The sequence below is a fragment of the Mesorhizobium sp. RSR380A genome, from assembly GCF_054719385.1.
The window spans coordinates 3,154,307-3,173,911 of sequence record NZ_JBTTIB010000001.1 but is presented as its reverse complement, the minus strand read 5'-3'; the positions used below and the strand labels follow the sequence as shown (position 1 = coordinate 3,173,911).

At 61.4% G+C, this 19,605-nt stretch carries 17 protein-coding genes; 11 read left to right on the top strand and 6 right to left on the bottom strand.

Features of this window, described 5'->3' with window-relative positions; genetic code table 11:
* Positions 1-658: 658 nt before the first annotated feature.
* Both ACYG9Z_RS15455 and ACYG9Z_RS15450 read left to right on the top strand, forming a co-directional pair.
* Positions 659-2,131: a winged helix-turn-helix domain-containing protein gene (locus ACYG9Z_RS15455; RefSeq protein ID WP_023699221.1), complete on the top strand. Its 1,473-nt coding sequence runs from the start codon at positions 659-661 to the stop codon at positions 2,129-2,131.
* A 195-nt stretch (positions 2,132-2,326) separates the two neighbouring features.
* Entirely contained in the window at positions 2,327-2,449 is a 123-nt protein-coding gene (locus ACYG9Z_RS15450; protein ID WP_023699222.1) for a hypothetical protein, read from the top strand.
* 299 nt (positions 2,450-2,748) lie between these two features.
* Here the strand turns inward: ACYG9Z_RS15450 and ACYG9Z_RS15445 are convergent, their stop codons facing one another.
* On the bottom strand, positions 2,749-3,753 hold the full coding sequence (locus ACYG9Z_RS15445) for a GlxA family transcriptional regulator (RefSeq protein WP_245259990.1): 1,005 nt from the start codon (positions 3,751-3,753) through the stop codon (positions 2,749-2,751).
* Positions 3,754-3,866: 113 nt separating this feature from the next.
* On the opposite strand from ACYG9Z_RS15445, the gene ACYG9Z_RS15440 reads away from it, so the two are divergent.
* The gene (locus tag ACYG9Z_RS15440; RefSeq protein ID WP_023699224.1) at positions 3,867-5,273 is read left to right on the top strand and encodes an FAD-binding oxidoreductase; all 1,407 of its coding nucleotides are present in this window, start codon (positions 3,867-3,869) and stop codon (positions 5,271-5,273) included.
* Between the two features lie 263 nt (positions 5,274-5,536).
* Here the strand turns inward: ACYG9Z_RS15440 and ACYG9Z_RS15435 are convergent, their stop codons facing one another.
* Positions 5,537-5,923, bottom strand: coding sequence for a hypothetical protein (locus ACYG9Z_RS15435; RefSeq protein WP_023699225.1), 387 nt, complete (start codon positions 5,921-5,923; stop codon positions 5,537-5,539).
* 34 nt (positions 5,924-5,957) lie between these two features.
* On the bottom strand, positions 5,958-6,287 hold the full coding sequence (locus ACYG9Z_RS15430; RefSeq protein ID WP_023699226.1) for a MoaF-related domain-containing protein: 330 nt from the start codon (positions 6,285-6,287) through the stop codon (positions 5,958-5,960).
* Between the two features lie 181 nt (positions 6,288-6,468).
* Between ACYG9Z_RS15430 and ACYG9Z_RS15425 the strand changes: the two genes are divergently transcribed.
* The 3 genes from ACYG9Z_RS15425 (at position 6,469) to ACYG9Z_RS15415 (ending at position 12,342) form a co-directional block, all read left to right on the top strand.
* A complete protein-coding gene (locus ACYG9Z_RS15425) occupies positions 6,469-7,509 on the top strand; it encodes a LacI family DNA-binding transcriptional regulator (protein WP_023751121.1) in 1,041 nt (346 codons plus the stop codon).
* Positions 7,510-7,881: 372 nt separating this feature from the next.
* Positions 7,882-10,059, top strand: a complete 2,178-nt coding sequence (locus tag ACYG9Z_RS15420) for an adenylate/guanylate cyclase domain-containing protein (protein ID WP_286461259.1) — start codon at positions 7,882-7,884, stop codon at positions 10,057-10,059.
* A 102-nt stretch (positions 10,060-10,161) separates the two neighbouring features.
* Positions 10,162-12,342 carry an adenylate/guanylate cyclase domain-containing protein gene (locus ACYG9Z_RS15415; RefSeq protein ID WP_286461260.1) on the top strand — a complete coding sequence of 727 codons (2,181 nt, stop codon included), beginning with the start codon at positions 10,162-10,164 and terminating at the stop codon, positions 12,340-12,342.
* Between the two features lie 15 nt (positions 12,343-12,357).
* Here ACYG9Z_RS15415 and ACYG9Z_RS15410 read toward each other — a convergent pair whose 3' ends face one another.
* The 3 genes from ACYG9Z_RS15410 to ACYG9Z_RS15400 all read right to left on the bottom strand — a co-directional run bounded on the left by ACYG9Z_RS15410 (position 12,358) and on the right by ACYG9Z_RS15400 (position 15,146).
* On the bottom strand, positions 12,358-12,861 hold the full coding sequence (locus ACYG9Z_RS15410; protein WP_023707420.1) for a YHS domain-containing (seleno)protein: 504 nt from the start codon (positions 12,859-12,861) through the stop codon (positions 12,358-12,360).
* A gap of 12 nt (positions 12,862-12,873) precedes the next feature.
* Positions 12,874-13,464, bottom strand: coding sequence for an ankyrin repeat domain-containing protein (locus tag ACYG9Z_RS15405; RefSeq protein ID WP_023695862.1), 591 nt, complete (start codon positions 13,462-13,464; stop codon positions 12,874-12,876).
* Between the two features lie 329 nt (positions 13,465-13,793).
* Entirely contained in the window at positions 13,794-15,146 is a 1,353-nt protein-coding gene (locus tag ACYG9Z_RS15400; protein ID WP_023699405.1) for a tyrosine-type recombinase/integrase, read from the bottom strand.
* Between the two features lie 484 nt (positions 15,147-15,630).
* On the opposite strand from ACYG9Z_RS15400, the gene ACYG9Z_RS15395 reads away from it, so the two are divergent.
* The 5 genes from ACYG9Z_RS15395 to ACYG9Z_RS15375 all read left to right on the top strand — a co-directional run bounded on the left by ACYG9Z_RS15395 (position 15,631) and on the right by ACYG9Z_RS15375 (position 19,586).
* Entirely contained in the window at positions 15,631-15,897 is a 267-nt protein-coding gene (locus ACYG9Z_RS15395; RefSeq protein ID WP_031244320.1) for an acylphosphatase, read from the top strand.
* Positions 15,898-16,053: 156 nt separating this feature from the next.
* Entirely contained in the window at positions 16,054-16,707 is a 654-nt protein-coding gene (locus tag ACYG9Z_RS15390) for a Rieske 2Fe-2S domain-containing protein (protein ID WP_023683609.1), read from the top strand.
* Positions 16,704-17,549 (top strand): aromatic ring-hydroxylating oxygenase subunit alpha, encoded by an 846-nt coding sequence (locus ACYG9Z_RS15385; protein ID WP_023683610.1) that lies wholly within the window; start codon positions 16,704-16,706, stop codon positions 17,547-17,549. Before ACYG9Z_RS15390 ends, ACYG9Z_RS15385 begins: the two co-directional genes overlap by 4 nt.
* The gene (locus ACYG9Z_RS15380; RefSeq protein WP_023683611.1) at positions 17,546-18,205 is read left to right on the top strand and encodes a glutathione S-transferase family protein; all 660 of its coding nucleotides are present in this window, start codon (positions 17,546-17,548) and stop codon (positions 18,203-18,205) included. Before ACYG9Z_RS15385 ends, ACYG9Z_RS15380 begins: the two co-directional genes overlap by 4 nt.
* A 1-nt stretch (position 18,206) precedes the next feature.
* A complete protein-coding gene (locus tag ACYG9Z_RS15375; RefSeq protein ID WP_023714513.1) occupies positions 18,207-19,586 on the top strand; it encodes an amidohydrolase in 1,380 nt (459 codons plus the stop codon).
* Positions 19,587-19,605 lie beyond the last annotated feature (19 nt).

Sequence of the window (19,605 nt, the reverse complement as noted above, 5' to 3'; positions counted from 1 at the left end):
GTTCCTCAAAGGCGCTGCCGCAACTTCCATGCCCTTGAGAGATATCGAAGGCGAGGATCTTCGCTCTGGGGGCGAGGTGAAGTTCAAGCACCTGGCAGCTGAATTCCTCGCCATCGTAAAGAGCTGCGCGTCGTCGATCGCATCGAGGCAGCGACCCAAGGCGCCTCGCCGAGAGTGGAAGACGAGGAATAGTTCGCCCGATTCGCGTGATCGCATTTCGCGATAGCCGCCGGCGAGCCAGTCATTGGCTTCTCGGCGCCGGCCGATCTGTACTCCAGCGACCAGGTTTCAGAAAAGTTTCAGAATTTCGCCGGTACGCACCGCTCCACATGCGCCATGATCCCTACAATCTAGGGAGTGGCCATCATGGAAAACGACGTCGAAAGGCTCCGCATACGGCAAGAGCTTTACGAGTTGTACTTCAGTGGGGTCAACAGCTTGGCCTGCGCGCCAATGCCCGGCACCTTCTTCGAACTTCTAGAGTTGGGCGCCCTGGCTCGCCATGAACCCGTGCCTGAGGGGGCAGAACCTGCGGCTGCGGCAAAGGACTTGACCGTAAGCGCGGATGGCCCCTGTATGTCGACGAGCCCGGCTCGGTTCGGCAGAGCGCTTCTGAATGTCGCATACAGAATCAGGGAGCATAGCAATCGGCGAGTGCGTGTTTGACACTTCGCGCGGCTTGCTGTTGCGCCAGGGTCATCCCGTCAAACTTCGTCCCAAGACATTTGCACTCCTGAGCCATCTCGTTGGAAAAACAGGGCACGTCGTCAGCAAGTCGGAGCTGATGGAGTCCGTCTGGCCTGGGCTGTTTGTAACCGAAGACTCGCTCACCCAAGGCGTGCGCGAGTTGCGCAAGGCGCTGCGCGATGACTCACAAAGTATAATTCGCACCGTCTCAGGCCGCGGCTACCTCCTTTCACCGCTTGGCGCGCCGGCGAGGCCGCCGTCCGACCTGCCTTCTGTAGCGGTGCTGCGCTTCACTAATGAAGGCGATGCGACCGACACGCCTCTGGTCGATGGTTTTGCCGAGGACATTGTCAACGCTCTGGCGCGATTTCGCACTGCTGTTGTCCTGGCACGTAACTCAAGCTTTTCCTTTGCGTCGGAGGACCCCGGCAACTGGACCGAGGTCGGCAGGAGACTCGGGGCAACCTTCCTGGTTCGGGGACGCATGGGCCTTCGCGACGGCACCGTACGAGTGGCGGTCAACCTCATCGAAGCGGCAAACGGCGCGGTCTTGTGGGGCGAGAAGTTCACAGCATCGGGCTCAGCTGTTTTCGACATGCAGGAAGAGATCGCGCTGCGTGTGACGAACCGTCTTGTCGCACGGCTCGACGATGCGGGCTTGACGCGCGCCCGTCCAAAGCCTCCAGCAAGCCTGGCGGCTTACGAGCTTCTTCTCAAGGGGCTGGTGCATTTGCGTGGCTACGGCGCCGACGATAATCAGGCAGCGCGGAACTACTTTGCTGCGGCCGTCACCAAGGATACGCATTATGCGCTCGCGCGCTCATACCTTGCATTTGCCGAGCTGATTATCGGCGATTATGGAATGGCTCCTCCGGAGGTGCTGGCCGACATAGTAGAGCAAGCCCGCTTCGCGGTAGGACTCGCACCAGAGGAGCCTCGCTGCCATCGGATTCTTGCCCAAGCACTGCTGTGCACGCGCACATACGATGCCGCCGAGCGGCACTTTCGAAGATCCTATGACCTCAATCCCTTCGATGCGGACACGATCGCGCAGATCGGCTATCTGCTTGCCATCAGGGGCAAGCCTTTCGAAGCCCTGACCTGGATCGACAAGGCGGTTCAGATCAATCCGATACATCCAGACTGGTATCATTCCGACCGTGCATTCGCCCAATACGCGGCGGGAGACTACAAGGGAGCCGTTGTCAGTTGGTCGATGTTGCCCATGACTTCGGCCGTAAGGCTCACATGGCTGGCGGCGGCACAGGCGAAGTTGGGCAACCAGGACGCGGTATCGCGGCTCGTTTCGGAACTCAAGCGTATCGCGCCATCCTACACTCCACTCGAGTCGATCCGGGCCAGCATGCTTTACGAGCATGAATCTGACGCTGACCATCTTCTCGACGGAGTCGCGAAAGCGCTGATGATGTGGAGCGCCGCCTGAACTGTTTGGTTACCGGCCGGACTGGCGGAGCTTTGGGCAACGTTGAAACATTACGACACCGATGTGTCGGATGGTTTGCATTCAAAGATTTTTGCGACGCTATCTGAGAGCTCTCGTCGGTGATCGCGGGAGGAACTATGGGATCGCCCGAGCATGCTTTCGAAATCATCCGCTACAAGAAATTGGACTGTCCGCGTGCCGGCCTATAGCAACACGCTGACCTTCGCTTTCGAGGCAGAAAGCTACGAACGCTCCTATGCGGATGGCCAGGCTTTCCGCCTTAGCGTCGAGGTGGCTGAGCGCAAGAAGTGTGCGTGAAGGGGGCCTACAATCCTGGTCGTTTCGCCCCAGACGGCTGAACCCGACGATGTCCGCCACCAGGATTGCCGCAATCTTACGGCGCTTCGGTCATTTCTGCTGCCAAAACCGCCACAAGCTTTCGTTCTGGGGGCGCCACGATCCCCTCCGGCCCTACACTTGGGTTTGCTCTAACGTGGCACCCCTGCCTACGCGCAACCAGCCACCAGAGTCCGCTTTCAATCGGCGGCAGAGCTCGGCCCATTGGTCGAATTGAGGCGCAAAGCGGAATATGGGTATCGCGCCGCGGCGGCCGACATTCAACCGCGGCTCAGAACTCGCCGGAGAGCACTGAAACGAATGCGATATTGCGCCGGCGTCAGCCCGACCTTGCGGCGGAAGAGGCGCCCGAAAAAACTCGCATCCTCGTAGCCGACTTCATTGGCCACCCCCTCGACCGCCAGGTCGCCGGTCTCCAGCAGTTCCTTGGCCGCTTCGAGCCGGAGCGCGTGGATGTAGTCGATTGTCTTCATGTCCGTGGCCCTTGCGAAGCGGCGCACGAAGGAGCGCTCGGACAGGCCTGACAGCTTGGTCATGGCGGTGACGGGCGAAGGGGTCCGGTAGTTGCGTTCGGCCCATTTCTGGCAGCGGTTGATCACCGCGTCGTCGGTCTGGCGAAAGCGCATCAGCGCGGCGAAGGGCTGCTGGCCCATGTCGTGCCACTGCAGCATGTAGACCTTGGCGACCTCCATCGCCTCCCTGAGGCTGACGAAACGCGCGATCAGATAGAGGGCGAGATCCTGCCAGCTTGAGCCGCCCCCGGCCATGACGATGCGCTGGGCCTCGCCGCTCAGCACGAGCGACTGGCCCGGCTTCACCTTCACGCCGGGATAATTGTTCGTGAGCGTCTCGACATAGCCCCAGTGAATGGTGGCCTCGCGATTGTCGAGCAGCCCGGCCTCACCGAGCAGCACCGCGCCCGAACATGCGCTGGCCAGCATGGCGCCGTCGTCATACGCTCGCTTCAGCCACGCGGCTTCGGCGTCATACTGCCCGGCAACGCTTTCGCCCGGATTGACGAAGAAATCTGGAATACAGACGATGTCGGGTGGCGGGCAATCGGCAAGGCTGTGATCTGGGCGCACCCAGATGCCGTTTGCCGCGCGAAACGGGCTGCCGTCCCCGGCAACCACATAGGGCCGCATGCGTGGCGTGCCCGCGGCTCCGCTGGTGATGAACAGGAAATCCCTGCCGGGCGAGGAAAACAAGTCGAACATGCCGTAGATCGTGGAGGCGGTAGCCTCCGGAGCGGCAAGGATCGCCACATTCAATGGTCTCGCCTGTTCAACCATGGCAGAAATGACCGCCTTCCAGCATTTTCGACTTTAGCGGCCGTGCCCGCGCCGCGCTAGCGTGCATGAAACGAGGAGACTGCCACATGGCCGCCACCGCTACCCTTGCACAATCGAGCATCGATAGCTTCCGTTCCATCTTGTGCGGCGAGGTGCTGGAGCCGTCGAACCTGTCCTATGACGCGACGCGGGTCGTTTGGAACGGCATGATCGACCGCCGTCCCGCCCTCATCGCGCGCTGCCGGAGTGCTGCCGATGTCGTGGCGTCGGTGAATTTCGGGCGCGAGCATCGGTTAGCGATCGCGATCCGCTCGGGTGGCCACAATGTTGCAGGCTACGCAGTCTGCGAAGGCGGCCTGATGATCGACATGTCGCTGATGAAGGGCGTGCGGGTCGCGTCCGGCCTCGACCGTGCCCTCGTCGAGGGCGGCGCGACCTGGGCCGATGTCGATGCGGCCACCACCCCGCTTGGCCGCGCCACGCCGGGCGGTCTCATCTCCGCGACGGGCGTTGCCGGCCTGACGCTTTCCGGTGGCATCGGCTGGCTGCGCGGCAGCCACGGCCTCAGCGTCGATAATCTGCTGGCCGCCGATCTGGTGACCGCCGATGGCCGGCTCATCCATGCCGACGCGACGCAGAACCCGGATCTCTTCTGGGCGCTACGCGGCGGCGGCGGCAATTTCGGCGTGGTGACGAGCTTCGAGTTCAAGCTGCACCCGATCGAACCGGAGCTGATGTTATGCGGTCCGGCCTATCCCGAGGAGCACGCCAACGAGATCATTCCGCTCTGGCGCGACTTCATGCAGACCGCACCCGACCGCCTGAGCGGCCTGGCCGAGTTCTCCACCCTGCCCGACGACCCCTCGATTCCCGAGCATGCAAGGGGCCGGCGCGTCCTGGCGCTCGCGCATGTTTATGACGGACCGGCCGACGAGGGCGAACGGGTCGTGGCGCCGTTGCGGAGTTTTGGGGAACCGCTCGTCGATTTCAGCGGCCGCATGCCATATCGCACCATCCAGTCGCTCTATGACGGGCTGTTCCCGAAAGGCCGCGACCGCTGCTACTGGAAATCCACTTACCTCTCGCGCCTCGACGACGAGGTCGTCGGGGAGACCACTGCTTGGATGGCGAAGCGCCCCTCCGAAATGACCTTCGCCTCGATCTGGAAGTTCGGCGGTTTCGTCCAGCGCGTTGCAGCCGATGAGACTGCCTTCGGCGACCGCTCCATGCCCTTCATGCTCAGCCTCGACGCCATCTGGCCAGGCGCTGACGAGGACGATGCGAACATCGGCTGGGTTCGCAGCTTCTGGCAGGACATGCAGCGCTACTCGACCGGCCGCCTCTATCTGAACTTCCCCGGCCATGGCGAAGGATCGGATCTCGTCCGCGACGCCTTCGGCGCTGAGGCTTACGCGCGGCTCGCCAAGATCAAGCACAGATACGATCCGGACAATCTGTTCCGCCTCAACCAGAACATCCTGCCAATGCGCTGACGCACAATCAAAATCGGGTGTACGGTGCGACCCTCGTCTCGCCGTGGGAGCTTTGATCGCGCTGAGTCGCGAGCGACGACCAGCGTGGTCGCCGCGATGCCCGCTTTCAATCAGTGGCAAATCTGTCCGCAACGGCTGAGATGAAGCGCAAAGCTGTCGGGCAACCTTGGGGACCGCAAGCCAACTGGCAGCTTTAAGGCTTCAATCCGTCAGAAGTGGACGTTCAGCGTGCGCGAGTTCCGGTGGCCAGGATCACGTCTGCTTTATGACTTCATCTCGACACGGATACCATGCAGGGTCTTGCTCGAAGCGTTGAGCACGCGACCCGCTGGTTGGGGGGCCATATGCACCACGAGACAGCCTTGACCGTCCCATGCCTGAACCGCCTGGATGACATCTCGATTGGGCGGCATCATGGTTCCATCCGGCGCGAAGTCGTGGATAGGGCCTTCCACCTCATCGAACACGAATACTGAAGGCCAGCGGTGGTGATGTGTCGGCTCTTCCTCGTCGGGCTTGAGGATTACCTCAAGCACACGTAGCCGGTCATTCTCAAACAACACCTTATGGTTTCCGGGAGCCGCGATAACGGCGTCAAGCTTTGGATCCCACTGCGTAGGATCGGTCTGGTCGATCACCTTGGTAGTCATGGCGTAATTCTCCTCTCAGATAGACAGGCGGCCCTCACGCCGTCGTCACTGGTTGAATTGTGCCTTGGGCGCAGAACTGCTGCCCGTCCGCCAGTCGCGCATAGTTATGAACGATCTGGTTCTCGTGATCTTGAACCTGCACGACGAAGTTGCCGCCTTGCTCGGTCCAACTCATGATGAAAAGTCCGGGTCGAACGCCGGTCAGATTGCTCTGAACCACCTCGTCGATCTCGGTAGCGCCGATCGTCGCCTGCACCCGCAATTCGGTCGGCGACAGGACCGTCAACCTCGGTACGAACTGTCCGAATGAGCAATCAAAAGTCTTTCCGACGAGCGAGGTCGGAGCACCATTGGTCGTAGCCATCCTAATCCTCCTTGATGATTTTCGAAATCAGCTTGGCCGATGCTCGGCACAGATGCCGAACTGCTACTTTCAATTTTTGGAGCGCTCCAAGTGCAAGTTCCAACATTTTGGACCTAGCGTCAAGAAAAAACTTGGAGCGCTCCAAGAAATTGTCTAACTGAGGGAAATGAACGCTTCTAAAATGCCTACGCTCGCCGATGTCGGCCGGCTCGCTGGAGTCTCCCGCGGCACCGTCTCCAACGTATTCAACCATCCGGATCTGGTGCGATCCGATCTGCGCCAGCGCGTCGAGACCGCGGCGCGTCAGCTTGGTTATGATGGCCCCGACCCGAGGGGACGCGTGCTGCGCGACGGCAAGTTCAACGCCATAGGCCTGATCCCCCCGGGCGCATACGCCATTGCCGATATGATCAGGAGCCCATATCTGCGCGAGCTGGTGCTTGGCGTTTCGCTTGCTTGTGACGAGGCTGGAGCGACATTGAGTTTGGTCAATGGTACGGACGAGACACGCACCTCCACCATTCGAGAGGCCTTGGTTGACGGCTTCATTCTGGGCCACAGCGCGGACATCGAGTTGATCGCGTCTTTACGGCGCCGGCGGCTTCCCTTCGTCATCCTCGAGAGCGATGCCGGTCCGGACGTGAATTCTATCCGGATAGACGGCAGGAGCGGGGCGCTGGCGGCCATCAGGCATCTGGCTGCTCTTGGACATCGGCGTTTTGCAATCCTTTCCATTCGGCGCACATCGGGGTCACCCATCGTCCATTTGCCTGGCAATTCCCCGCGCGCTATCTCTGCCGGTTTTCAACTCGATCAGGAGAGACTTTTCGGCTTCGCACAGGGTTTGGCTGAGCTCGGTCTGTCAATCGACAATGTCCCGATCATAGAGACGACCCCAGGTGAGCCTTCGGCCGGAGCGGTCGTATTCGACCAGGTTCCGCAGGCAACGGCGATCTTGACTATGTCGGACTGGCAGGCAATCACCGTCCTGGACGAAGCGCGTCGGCGCAATATCAAGATACCCGAACACATGTCTGTCGTCGGCTTCGATGGCACTGCGGAGTCTTCGCGCACCACGCCCCCGCTCACGACAGTGGCTCAAGACATTGTCGGGAAGGGGAGACTTGCCGCCACGACGGTGTTTGCAAACGGCGCCCCGAGCCAGGTGATCATACCGGTCGAACTCTTGGTCCGCGGCTCGACCGCCCGACCACGCGGTTAGGCCGGTCACCTCATACTCGTCGTGACGCACAGTGCGCACTGCGAACTCCAGCGTGGTCGCCGTCAAAGTCTGCTTTCAAAAGGTATCAAAGGTGGCTGCAACGGCCGAGATGAGGCGCATTGCGGTCCGGCAGCCTTGGGGCCGGGACCAGTAAGTCCGCTTGTGGTCAGTTAAGAACGACAGAGGCCGATCTCGACCCACATCAGCCATGCGGCAACATCCGGTTTCGCACAAGGCTAAGCCATGAGGGCAATGTCTTCAAAACGACGTGGTTGCATTATCGCTGTCCAGTAGGCCAAGCATGCTCGCATTCGAAACGCCAGTCGAATACGCTCAGCGAAGCTTTGAGCTAGGGAGGCAGGACAACCGCACATGGAGCGAAGGCTTACCGCGATCCTTGCTGCCGACGTGGTCGGCTACAGCACGCTCATGGGCGAGGATGAGGTCGGCACGCTCGAACGACTGAAGGGTTGCCGTCGAGAACTGGTCGACCCCGCGATCAAGGAATTCCACGGTCGGATTATCAAGCTCATGGGAGACGGGGCGCTGGTCGAATTCGCCAGCGTCGTTGATGCCGTCCAATGCGCTGCCGCGATTCAGCGCCGGATGGCTGTCCGAGACCCGGGCACCTCCGACCCCCGCCACATCCGGTTTCGCATCGGCGTCAATCTCGGTGATGTCATCGTAGAGGAAAATGACATCTACGGCGATGGCGTCAACATCGCCGCGCGCCTCGAGGCTATGGCCGAGCCGGGGGGTGTATGTATCTCCGGAACCGCATTTGATCATGCCGTTCACAAGGTTGATGTCGGCTTTGCCAGTCTTGGCGAGCAGCGCCTCAAGAACATCGCCGATCCGGTTCGCGCCTATCGATTGCTGCTGGATCCCGCAGCATCGGGAAAGGTCACGGCCGCGCCACACCGGCCGAGCTCGCGCGTCATCATCCTGGCAGGCGCCGCCGCCTTGGCGATCGCCGCGATTGCCGGCATTTTCGCATGGCAGAAGTTCTCAGTGCCATCGCGGCCATCGGTTGCCGTGCTGCCGTTTGCAAACCTCGGCGGCGATCCAGGCCAGGACTATTTCGCTGACGGCATCACCGAGGATCTGATCACCGACCTCACCAAGCTGTCCGGTCTGGACGTCATCGCGCGCAACTCGGTGTTCGCCTACAAGAACAAGCCTGCAGCGCTGGCGGACGTCGCGCGCGACCTTGGCGTCCGCTTCGTTGTCGAGGGGAGCGTCCGCCGCACGGGCGAGCAGATTCGCCTCAATGCCCAGCTCATCGATACGGCAACGGGCGACAATCTGTGGGCCAACCGGTTCGACCGTGGCATGGCCGGCGTGTTTGCCGTCCAGCACGAGATGAGCGGCGAGATCGCCAAGGCGCTTGGCATGCAACCTTCGGCAGCGGAAAGCGAACGCATGGCGCGGCCGCCGACCGAAAACCTCGAAGCCTACGACTTCTATCTTCGTGCCGAGCAGACAGCACGGACCGGTCGGCGCGACGGCCTGCGGGAGGCGCTCACGCTCTACGACAAGGCCGAGCAGCTCGACCCCGCTTTTGCGGAAGCCTTCGCGGCGGATGCAAGCACGACGGTGTATATCTGGCGTGAATCGTTCAATGACATCATGCAGAGCGCGCCAGCACGAAAGAGAGCCTATGAGAAGGCGAGCCGAGCTTTGCAACTCGACCCTGACCTTTCGTCGCCCTATGCTATTCTTGGGATCATGCAGGTCGTGGATCGCCGCTACGAGGAAGCCATCGCTTCGGTCGAGCGAGCCGTCGCACTCGGCCCCGGCGATGCTGAGACGCAAATAGCCCTGGGATACGTGCAACTGTTCGCCGGCAGTCATGCTGAGGCTGCCGAAGCGGTCGAGACGGCGCTCAGGCTCGATCCCAACCTTTCACCTGTAAACCGGCAAATTGCCGGTCTGGTCTTTCTAATTCAAGGGAGCAACGACAGGGCGATCGAGGCCCTCGAACGCACCCGCGACGATGCGCCGTCAGTCGGAGATTTCACGATCACGCTTGGTGCCGCCTACGCCCGCGCCGGCCGCCTGCAGGATGCCAGGGCGGCAGTGGCCGAGGGGCTAGGTGCCATGTCCACACCAGGTTTCGATTCATTGTCCGCATACCGACTCAACGGTGCCCAATATCGTAACCCGCAGGATTTGGCTCTCATCGTCGACGCGTTGCAGCAGGCGGGCTTGCCCGAATGGCCGTTCGGTTTCACCGGCGATGAGCACAACCGCTTGAAGGGCAAGGAGATCGCCTCGCTGGTGCTGGGCCATACTCTGCAGGGTCAGCTTGAGCCCGGTCTCCAACCAGCCTTCCTTCAGATCGGAAGCGACGGCAAGGCGGCCTTCCGCTCTACGACGCGGCTAGTCACCGAGACCGTCCGTGTCGATGGCGACTTATTGTGCGAGCTGAGCGAGAATATGTTCGGGCGCCCCGACTGTGGACCCGTCTATAAACGCCGCGACGATGGAGGCGGCGGCTATTCCTTCGTCAACTCAAGCAAGGTGTTTCACTTTACGGTTGTTCAGTAGAAGCACACGCGCGTCATAACGGACGCACACACTCGCGTCCGATGCGGGAGTAGAATAGGCTGCGCGAAGCCGCTTGATCGACCAAGGAGGGCGCAGGCAGGTATGGAGCGAAGGCTTACCGCGATCCTTGCTGCCGACGTGGTCGGCTACAGCACGCTCATGGGCGAGGATGAGGTCGGCACGCTCGAACGACTGAAGGGTTGCCGTCGAGAACTGGTCGACCCCGCGATCAAGGAATTCCACGGTCGGATTATCAAGCTCATGGGAGACGGGGCGCTGGTCGAATTCGCCAGCGTCGTTGATGCCGTCCAATGCGCTGCCGCGATTCAGCGCCGGATGGCTGTCCGAGACCCGGGCACCTCCGACCCCCGCCACATCCGGTTTCGCATCGGCGTCAATCTCGGTGATGTCATCGTAGAGGAAAATGACATCTACGGCGATGGCGTCAACATCGCCGCGCGCCTCGAGGCTATGGCCGAGCCGGGGGGTGTATGTATCTCCGGAACCGCATTTGATCATGCCGTTCACAAGGTTGATGTCGGCTTTGCCAGTCTTGGCGAGCAGCGCCTCAAGAACATCGCCGATCCGGTTCGCGCCTATCGATTGCTGCTGGATCCCGCAGCATCGGGAAAGGTCACGGCCGCGCCACACCGGCCGAGCTCGCGCGTCATCATCCTGGCAGGCGCCGCCGCCTTGGCGATCGCCGCGATTGCCGGCATTTTCGCATGGCAGAAGTTCTCAGTGCCATCGCGGCCATCGGTTGCCGTGCTGCCGTTTGCAAACCTCGGCGGCGATCCAGGCCAGGACTATTTCGCTGACGGCATCACCGAGGATCTGATCACCGACCTCACCAAGCTGTCCGGTCTGGACGTCATCGCGCGCAACTCGGTGTTCGCCTACAAGAACAAGCCTGCAGCGCTGGCGGACGTCGCGCGCGACCTTCGCGTCCGCTTCGTTGTCGAGGGGAGCGTCCGCCGCACGGGCGAGCAGATTCGCCTCAATGCCCAGCTCATCGATACGGCAACGGGCGACAATCTGTGGGCCAACCGGTTCGACCGTGGCATGGCCGGCGTGTTTGCCGTCCAGCACGAGATGAGCGGCGAGATCGCCAAGGCGCTTGGCATGCAACCTTCGGCAGCGGAAAGCGAGCGCATGGCGCGGCCGCCGACGAGCAATCTCGAGGCCTATGATTACTATCTACAAGCCGAGACGGCGTCACGCAGCGTCCTGCAGGCCGGGCTGCGGGAGGCGCTTGCGCTCTACGACAAGGCGGAGGAGCTTGACCCCGCCTTTGCCGAAGCCTTCGCGGCCGACGCGCGCACCACAGTCTATATCTGGCGGGAGGCCTTCAACGACGTCATCCAGAGCGCGCCAGCACGAAAGAGAGCCTATGAGAAGGCGAGCCGAGCTTTGGAACTCGACCCTGACCTTTCGTCGCCCTATGCTATTCTTGGGATCATGCAGGTCGTGAATCGCCGCTACGAAGATGCGATTGCCTCTGCCAAGAAGGCTGTTTCAATCGGTCCGGGCGATGCAGAGGCGCAAGCAGCCCTTGGATATGTTCAGTTATACGCCGGCAATCATGCCGAGGCAGCCACTGCGGTCGAGACGGCGCTCAGGCTCGACCCCGACCTCTCAGCGATCAACCGGGAAACTGCTGGGCTGGTTTTTCTGCTCCAGGGCAATGTCGAGAAAGCGATCGAGACTCTCGAGCACACACGCGACGATGCGTCCACGGTTGGCAACTTTCGGTTTACGCTCGCTGCGGCGTATGTCCGGGGCGGCCGCCTACCGGATGCGAAAGCCGCAATCGCCGAGGGGCTCCGCCTCGTAGCAGGGTCCAGCTACGTGGACTCTTTGGCTGGGTGGGAGATGACTCATGCACATTTTCGGAATCCGCAGGATCTGGCGATACTCGTCGCCGCACTGCGCCAGGCGGGCCTACCCCAATGGCGCTTCGGCTTTACCCCGGCCGAACAGGACCAGTTAAAGGGTGCCGAGATCGCGTCCCTCGTCATTGGCCATACACTGCAAGGCCAGATCGAACCCGGTCTCCAACCAGCCTTCCTTCAGATTGGAAGCGACGGCAAGGCGGCCTTCCGCTCTACGACGCGGCTAGTCACCGAGACCGTCTACGTCGATGGCGATCTGTTGTGCGAGCAGAGCGAGAACCTGTTCGGTCGCCCCGACTGTGGTCCCGTCTACAGACGCAACGACGCAGCCGGCAAAAGCTACTCCTATGCCAATACAAGCAAGGTGTTTCACTTCACCGTGGTTCGGTAGACGCACACGCGCGTCTCAATGATAGTGATCGAGTTCCAAATTGGCCGCGACCTTCGGCCAGTTGGCATCGGCTTTCGGGATATTTTCAGCTGCATGCGCGGCGAAATCATCCGCATTGTCGACGTCGTAGATCAGGTAGAGCTTGCCGTCGATAATCTTGAATGCCTCAGGATCGACATTGACCGTGACCCCCCCGCCCACGACTTCGCCGGCGCAGTACCCGCCATATTGAGGAGCGTACTTGACCGGTTCGCTCATGAACATTTCCTGGTGTTTCTTGCTGGCGAAATGCCAAGGTGTCCCCAGCCATTCATAAGTGAACTCTTCGGAGCCCTTCACGGCCTTGCCGTCAGTGAAGTAAGCGACCGTGTCGTAGCCCATGATCGCCACACCACCAAAATAGCCGGTGTTTACCGAATCGTCGGCACATGCCGATCCCGCGCCGGCGACCACAGCTACCGCGACCAGGGCAGCCGTCCCCAAACTCCGAACCAGTCGTGGCTTGATCATCGTGCTCATCTGTATCCTCCGTTAATCGTGGATCTCGGCGCACTTCGCCGCGTTCGCCTCGCCAAGAATTTTGGCTTGGCAGGTAGCACCATGGCGTTTGAAAAGTCGTATGATATCCGTGTTGCCCTTCCAGAATGCGCGCGTTATCGGCATGTAGCCATGCCCCTCGGCATGGTTCACATTGGCACCTTTCGCAATGAGGAACTCGGCCAGTTCAATGTGGTTTTCCTCGCCGGCCACCAGCAACGGCGTAGCACCCGCCTTGTTGGCGGCATCGTCGAGCACCGCGCCTTTTTCCAGCAGCAGCTTGGCGATCGGCAGGCTGCCCGAGAAGGCCGCCGCATGAAGCGGGGTAAAGCCGCCCGAGTTACGCGCCATGATGTCGGCACCCTTGGCCAGCAAGAAGTCGGCGATTTCCGGCTGGTTATCGAGCGCTGCAGCGATGAGCAGCGTTGCCTGGTCGCGCGCCCGGCTGTCGACGTCGGCACCGCCTGCCAGGGCTTGCTCCACGGCACCCTTGTCGCCGGCGGCGATGGAGTCGAACAACTGCTCACCTGCGGCTGCTGTCGTAGCCGCCAAAACCAGCATTCCAAGTGCCAGCAATCCGCGCATTGTGCAAGGTAGCATATTAGCTTGTGGTCATACAAGCTGTCCTGGGCACATCAGGTGGATCCAAGGCGGACGGCGCGGCCAGACATAGCGAACGCGGCCCAGGGCGGGAAGGCGTTAGTGCTACTGGCTTCGTCAGTAGGGGCACCGGGTCCAGTCTGAATTTTGAAGAGCGTCGATTACCGAGGCGCCGAGCGGCGTCGAGCGTAACCGCCTGTTGCTCCGTTGGGATAGCCGGTAAGCGCAAAGGTGGCCGGTGGCGGAAGTGTCCGCTTTCGGATGCAACTATGGCTTGCTCAATGACCGACATTGGGCGCGAAGCGGACGTTCGATCACGCTGCGGATCGCTCGGCACTCCTTCCTTTCGGTGTCGGCTTTCCCAGGAAGTGGGCAAGCGCCAACTTCCTCGAATTCCGATCGAGCGCATAGGAGGTATGTCTGAAGGCTACGCCGTCCAGCAGGCCCTGAATGTAGCCAGCAATGCTGTCAGCCGCCATGATGAGTGCGGTATCTACAGTATGGATGTAGCGGCTCGTCACCGACCCTCGTGAATGACCGACCAAGGCGGCGATTGTTGCCTCGGTGAACCCAAGGTCGTTGGCGATGCTAGCGAAGCTGTGCCGCAGAACATGGGGTGTGATACCGGCCAGGTCGGTCTTCTCGAGTAGTTTCGTCCAGTGCCTGGGGAAGCTCCCGAATGGCGTGTCATCCTCCCAGCCAGGGAAGACATAATTTTCGGCGCCCTCTTCCTCTTGGCGGCGATCCTCGAGGTATTCCAGGACCGGCAGACCGATCGGACGCACCGACGCTCCTTCCTTGCTGTCGGTCAGGCGCAGGCAACTGCCCTCAACATCGACTTCTCCGTAACGTAGGCCGATCACTTCGCTGCGCCGGCAGCCCGTCAGGGCGATCACCCGGATCATTTCCGCGGTGGCCTCGTGCTGCCCGTCCGCGGCCGCTTTCCGCAAAATATCGCCCAGCGTGCGATACTCCTGCTCGCTGAGGCGGCGCGCGTTAACCCTGTCCTTCGGCTTGCGAACACCATGCACAGGGTTCTGCTCGATGATGCCGAGTTCGACCGCATAGGTGAGAATACCACCGAAGAGACCTATCGTTCGAGCCGCCGTGCCCGCTCCACCGCGCACGATCGCGCGCCCCCGCAGCTTGTCCGTCTTGACGTTCGCGCGTGTCTTGCCCGCCATGATGTCCTTCATAGCCTGGGTGATGTCGGACTTGGCTAAATCTCGCACCCGTCGACTGCCGAGCAGCGGGACGATGTGGCGCTCAACGCGCCCGACATCGGTGGAGATTGTCGTGGCTTTCTTTGGCCGTCCCCTTTTCCCGAGCACGAGCCCATTCTTGAGATCTTCGAGGTAGCGGGTGCAGAGATCCTTGACCGTGATCGCCTCGCGATCAAGCTTGCGCTCCTCTGCAGGGTTGCCGCCCCTTGCGACCTGACCCAGCAGCACTTTCGCCTCGCGCCTGGCTTCCTCAGGAGTCCAAACTCCGTGCAGGCCAATCGTGTAGCGACGCGAGCGCCCGGCACTGCGGTACTGCAGAACATAGCTGCGCTTGCCCGAAGCGAAGACACGCAAGCCAAAACCGGGTAGTTCTTCATCCCATATCACATAGTCCGAGGACTTGATTTTGGTGGCATCGATGGTTCGTTTGGTCAGCTTCGCCATGCTAGGGTGTCTCCTTGACAGAATCCCTGCGTAAGCAAAGCGTAAGCACGGCAGGGAGGGGTTTGAGCCGTCCCGTCGTACCGTCGGCGCTGATCGATTTCAAAGTTCTTTTGTGATTTCAGTGGCATAGCGCACATTCGGATGGAAACGGATAGGTTCGGCGAAAGCCACTATCCATTCTCCGAAGGCAGAGGTCACAGGTTCGAATCCTGTCGGGTGCGCCAACTTACCGATGCATTACAATAGCTCAGATAACCCTAAAGCGCGTCGCGCTGAAACGGATTCATGCGACGCGCTTTAAAGTCTTCGTTTAATGCATGTCGTTGTCCCACAACCGCGGCACTTCTGGGCGACATGCATGAGTGCCCGGGTCTAGGGACGGGCGATCAGTCGATATTCGGTGTTATTGGCGCGTCGATTACCACTTCCGCCCGTTCAGTCAGACGCTATGCTGCTGACCGTGACACCAAGGCGCGCGTTCGTGATGAAGCAAAGTCAACACCGCTTGCATGAGCGGATGACCATTCGCGGCCACCTCGAACCCGCGTCCTTCGTGCCCTGGATCATGCGCCATGCGGCCAAGCTCGGTCTCGCGCACCACATCGCTCATGCAAGCACCGATCGCATCGAACTCGATATTGCCGGTGCGGCGGAGCTGATCGACATGATGGAGATGGGATGTTCGCTTGGGCCCATTGAGGTCTGGGTCGAGACGATCGACCGCGCGCCTGTCGAGCAAAAAAACATGTAGCTTTGCGTGTGGTTACCTCGGTTTGCACTTAATTTAACCAATATTGCAATTGCGAAATTATTATGCATACGTCAGCCGCATCGAGCGGTTCGCCAACTCCTTGCGCCGGCATCTCTCTGGTCGGGAAACAGTAGTATCAGTACGGAAAGTAAGGTCATGCTGTCCGACAAGACGGACACCTGGGTGCCGGTCGCCCTTACCCAGGATCTGCCAACAGGACAGGTAATGCCGGCGCGGACGCCCGCCGGTCCCATTGCCCTCTGGCGAAGCCAATCGGGGCGCTTGGCGGCATCGGCGGATCGCTGTCCGCATCGCGGCATGCGCCTCTCCCATGGCTTCGTGCGCGGCGAGGCGCTCTCCTGCATCTATCACGGCTGGACCTATTCGCAGGCCGGTCAGTGCCTGCGCATTCCTGCCCATCCCAGCCTCACGCCGCCGGAGACGATTCGCGTTGCGACCCGGTTGGTCGAAGAGGCCGGCGGGATCATCTGGGTCGCTGATGGAGAGCCTGATGGCAAGCCACCCCTTTTTGAGGGTTACGTCCCGCTCCGTTCATTGACGGCCCGTGCCGGACATTCGGCGCTCTCGGTCGCTGCCGGTACGAAGGCCACCGTTGAAGGATACGTCTGGCAGGCGCCCGGCGCGCCGGCAATTCGCCTGCTGCCTATCCCGCAGGAAGCCGGCGAGACGCTGATCCACGTCCTTGTTCCAGCCGATTGCGATGCGTCCGAGCGCATCGCCGCCTCGCGAGCCGCCGAGAGCCTTCGGCGCATGGCCGAAGGGATCGAGGCGAAAGGGGCTGTGCCATGATCGACGATGCGATGCGCGACGAATGGTATCCGGTCGGGCTTTTCAGCCGGCTCGACCGCGAAGGACGCGAGACCACCCTGATGGGCGAGCCGATCAAGATTGCGCTCGACGCCAATGGCGCGGCGAAAGTGACAGGCGAAAACGGGCGCGTGCTGCCGGTTTCGGTGCGCTATGGCCATATCTGGTCGTCGCTCGGCGAACCGAAGAAACCGGTCTTCCCGATTCCCGAAGCAGACCAGCCCGGGCGCCGCTTCGTCGATGTCGGCGTGGTGCGGGTGCGCTGCTCGCCGCTCCGCGCCGTCGAGAACTTCCTCGACATCGCACACTTCCCCTTCGTCCATACCGACATCCTCGGCTCGGAGCCGCATACCGAGGTCGAAAACTACAAGGTCGAGATACGCGAGGAGGAGGACGAGGTCTGGGCGACCCAGGTGAAGTTCTACCAGCCGCAGGCGGCGAAATCCGCGAGCGGAGGTATCACGACGGAATACATGTACCGCGTGCCGGCTCCGACCTGCTCAGTCCTCTACAAGACCTGCCCGCCGCGCCCGGGCGAATGGGATGTCATTACGCTATTCGTCCAGCCGCTTGCCGAGGATCTCTGCGACGTCTGGCCATGGATGGCGCTTTTCGATGACGAGACACCACTGACCGATCTCATCCATTTCCAGCAGACGATTTTCCTGCAGGACCGCTCGATCCTCGAAAACCAGATCCCGCGTCTTCTGCCGCTCGATCCCGGCATGGAAATCCCGACGCGCGCCGACCTGACCTCGGTCGCCTATCGCCGCTGGCTGAAGCGCCACGATTATACCTACGGCGCGCAATTGGTGGCACAATGAGGCTTTACGACTACGTCCTCTCCCCAAGTTGCTACAAGGTGCGCCTGATGGCGACGCTGTCAGGTGTGAAGCTCGAAATCCGCCCGGTCGACTTCCATCCCGGCGCCGAGCATCGTGGCCCCGAGCTTATGGCTCTTAATCCGGGAGGCTCCATCCCGATCCTTGAAGACGGCGACCTGATCCTGACCGAGTCTTCCGCCATGCTTGGCTATCTCGCCGCGAAGGCAGCACCGGCCTGGCTCGGCAGCGGCGCCCCCGAGGAGACGGCGCGCATCCAGCAATGGCTTTCCTTCTCGCACAGGCTGACCGCCAACCTCGGCGGCGCGCGCCTGCATGAGATGCTGCTGCGCCCCGGTGACATCGGTGCGCTTCAGGCCAATGGCATAGCGGCACTACGTGAGCTGGAAGCCGGCCTTTTCGAACAAAAAATGCGTGGCGATCGGTTTCTCGCATCCGACCGGCCGACGATTGCCGACATTGCTTGCTTTCCCTATGTCGCGCTCGCGCCCGACGGCGGCGTTTCCCTCGATCCGTATCCCACGATCCGGCTCTGGTCGCGAGCGCTCCGCAGCCTCGACAATTTCATCGAGATGCCCGGTATCCACCGGCTGCACGAGTTGAAGCCCGAACCGCGACCCATGCTGGACGAGGCGTGAGGTGACCGGCTATCTCCTGAAGAATTGCGCAGCGGTCATCACCGACGAGGGCAGGGGTCCGATCGTCCGGCGCAATGTCGATGTGCTGACGAATGGCCCGCAGATCGAGGCAATCGGGGAAGGCCTGCACAGAAGCGAGTTGCCGGCCGGTACTATCGTGCAGGATGCCGACGGCTGGTTCGTCTATCCCGGCCTCGTCAACACGCACCATCACTTCTTTCAGTGCTTTGTGCGCAACCGTGCCGAACTCGACTGGACGAAGCTGTCGGTCATCGAATGGCTCGACCGGATCTATCCGATCTTCTCCCGGCTCAACGAGGATTGTTTCTACCACGCCTCGATTACGGCGATGGCAGAGATGATAAAGCACGGTTGCACGACGGCCTTCGACCACCAGTACAATTTTCCACGCCATGCCGGAAAACGGCTCATCGACCGGCAGTTCGAAGCGGCCGACCTTCTCGGCATGCGTTTCCACGCGGGCCGCGGCGGCAACACGCTGCCAAAATCGGAAGGCTCGACCATTCCAGACGAGATGCTGGAGACCACGGACGAATTCATCGCCGACTGCGCACGCCTCATCGACACTTATCACGACACCAGTCCCTTCAGCATGCGTCAGGTCGTGGTCGCTCCCTGCCAGCCGGTCAACTGCTACCGCGAGACCTTCGTGGAATCGGTTTCGCTGGCGCGTGACCGCGGGGTGCGGATGCACACCCATGTCGGCGAGGGCGAAAGCCCGATCATCGAGGCCCGCCACGGCATGCGTACGGTGGACTATCTCGAGGACCTCGGATTTGCCGGCCGAGACACTTTCTATGCCCATTGCTGGGAGCTGACGCATGACGAACTGCGGCTGATGGCGGCGAGCGGCACCGGTGTCTCGCATTGCCCGGAGCCGGTCTATCTGGTGGGTGCGGAGGTGACTGATATTCCCGCCATGTCCGCCTTTGGCCTGCGCGTCGGTCTCGGCTGCGACGGTGCTGCCTCGAACGACAATTCCAACCTCATGCACTGCATCCATTCCGCCTACATGCTGCAATGCCTGGCGGCCTCGACGCGCGCTCATCCCGTGCCTGCGCCGGTCGATTTCCTCGGCTATGCGACAACGGGCGGGGCCGCGCTTCTGGGCCGCAATGACATCGGCCGACTGTCGCCCGGCATGGCCGCCGACCTCTTCGCGATCGACACGCGCCGCATGGATTATGTCGGCACGCGCCACGATCCGTCGAGCCTGATCGCCAAGGTCGGCATCGGCATGCCCACCGACATGACCATGATCAACGGCCGCATCGTCTGGGAGAAGGGTGCGTTTACCGGGCTGAACGAGGCCCGGCTTGCTGCGGACGCGGAAACCGCTTTTGCCGCGGTGGAATTCTAACAACTTAAGACAGGGGAAC

Excerpts from the sequence above, each read along its gene's own strand:
- ACYG9Z_RS15415 (WP_286461260.1), top strand. The coding sequence starts at position 10,162 with ATGGAGCGAAGGCTTACCGCGATCCTTGCTGCCGACGTGGTCGGCTAC.
- ACYG9Z_RS15405 (WP_023695862.1), bottom strand. The coding sequence starts at position 13,464 with ATGCGCGGATTGCTGGCACTTGGAATGCTGGTTTTGGCGGCTACGACA.
- ACYG9Z_RS15430 (WP_023699226.1), bottom strand. The coding sequence starts at position 6,287 with ATGGCTACGACCAATGGTGCTCCGACCTCGCTCGTCGGAAAGACTTTT.
- ACYG9Z_RS15410 (WP_023707420.1), bottom strand. The coding sequence starts at position 12,861 with ATGAGCACGATGATCAAGCCACGACTGGTTCGGAGTTTGGGGACGGCT.
- ACYG9Z_RS15390 (WP_023683609.1), top strand. The coding sequence starts at position 16,054 with ATGCTGTCCGACAAGACGGACACCTGGGTGCCGGTCGCCCTTACCCAG.
- ACYG9Z_RS15380 (WP_023683611.1), top strand. The coding sequence starts at position 17,546 with ATGAGGCTTTACGACTACGTCCTCTCCCCAAGTTGCTACAAGGTGCGC.
- ACYG9Z_RS15400 (WP_023699405.1), bottom strand. The coding sequence starts at position 15,146 with ATGGCGAAGCTGACCAAACGAACCATCGATGCCACCAAAATCAAGTCC.
- ACYG9Z_RS15440 (WP_023699224.1), top strand. The coding sequence starts at position 3,867 with ATGGCCGCCACCGCTACCCTTGCACAATCGAGCATCGATAGCTTCCGT.
- ACYG9Z_RS15385 (WP_023683610.1), top strand. The coding sequence starts at position 16,704 with ATGATCGACGATGCGATGCGCGACGAATGGTATCCGGTCGGGCTTTTC.
- ACYG9Z_RS15425 (WP_023751121.1), top strand. The coding sequence starts at position 6,469 with ATGCCTACGCTCGCCGATGTCGGCCGGCTCGCTGGAGTCTCCCGCGGC.
- ACYG9Z_RS15435 (WP_023699225.1), bottom strand. The coding sequence starts at position 5,923 with ATGACTACCAAGGTGATCGACCAGACCGATCCTACGCAGTGGGATCCA.
- ACYG9Z_RS15420 (WP_286461259.1), top strand. The coding sequence starts at position 7,882 with ATGGAGCGAAGGCTTACCGCGATCCTTGCTGCCGACGTGGTCGGCTAC.
- ACYG9Z_RS15395 (WP_031244320.1), top strand. The coding sequence starts at position 15,631 with ATGAAGCAAAGTCAACACCGCTTGCATGAGCGGATGACCATTCGCGGC.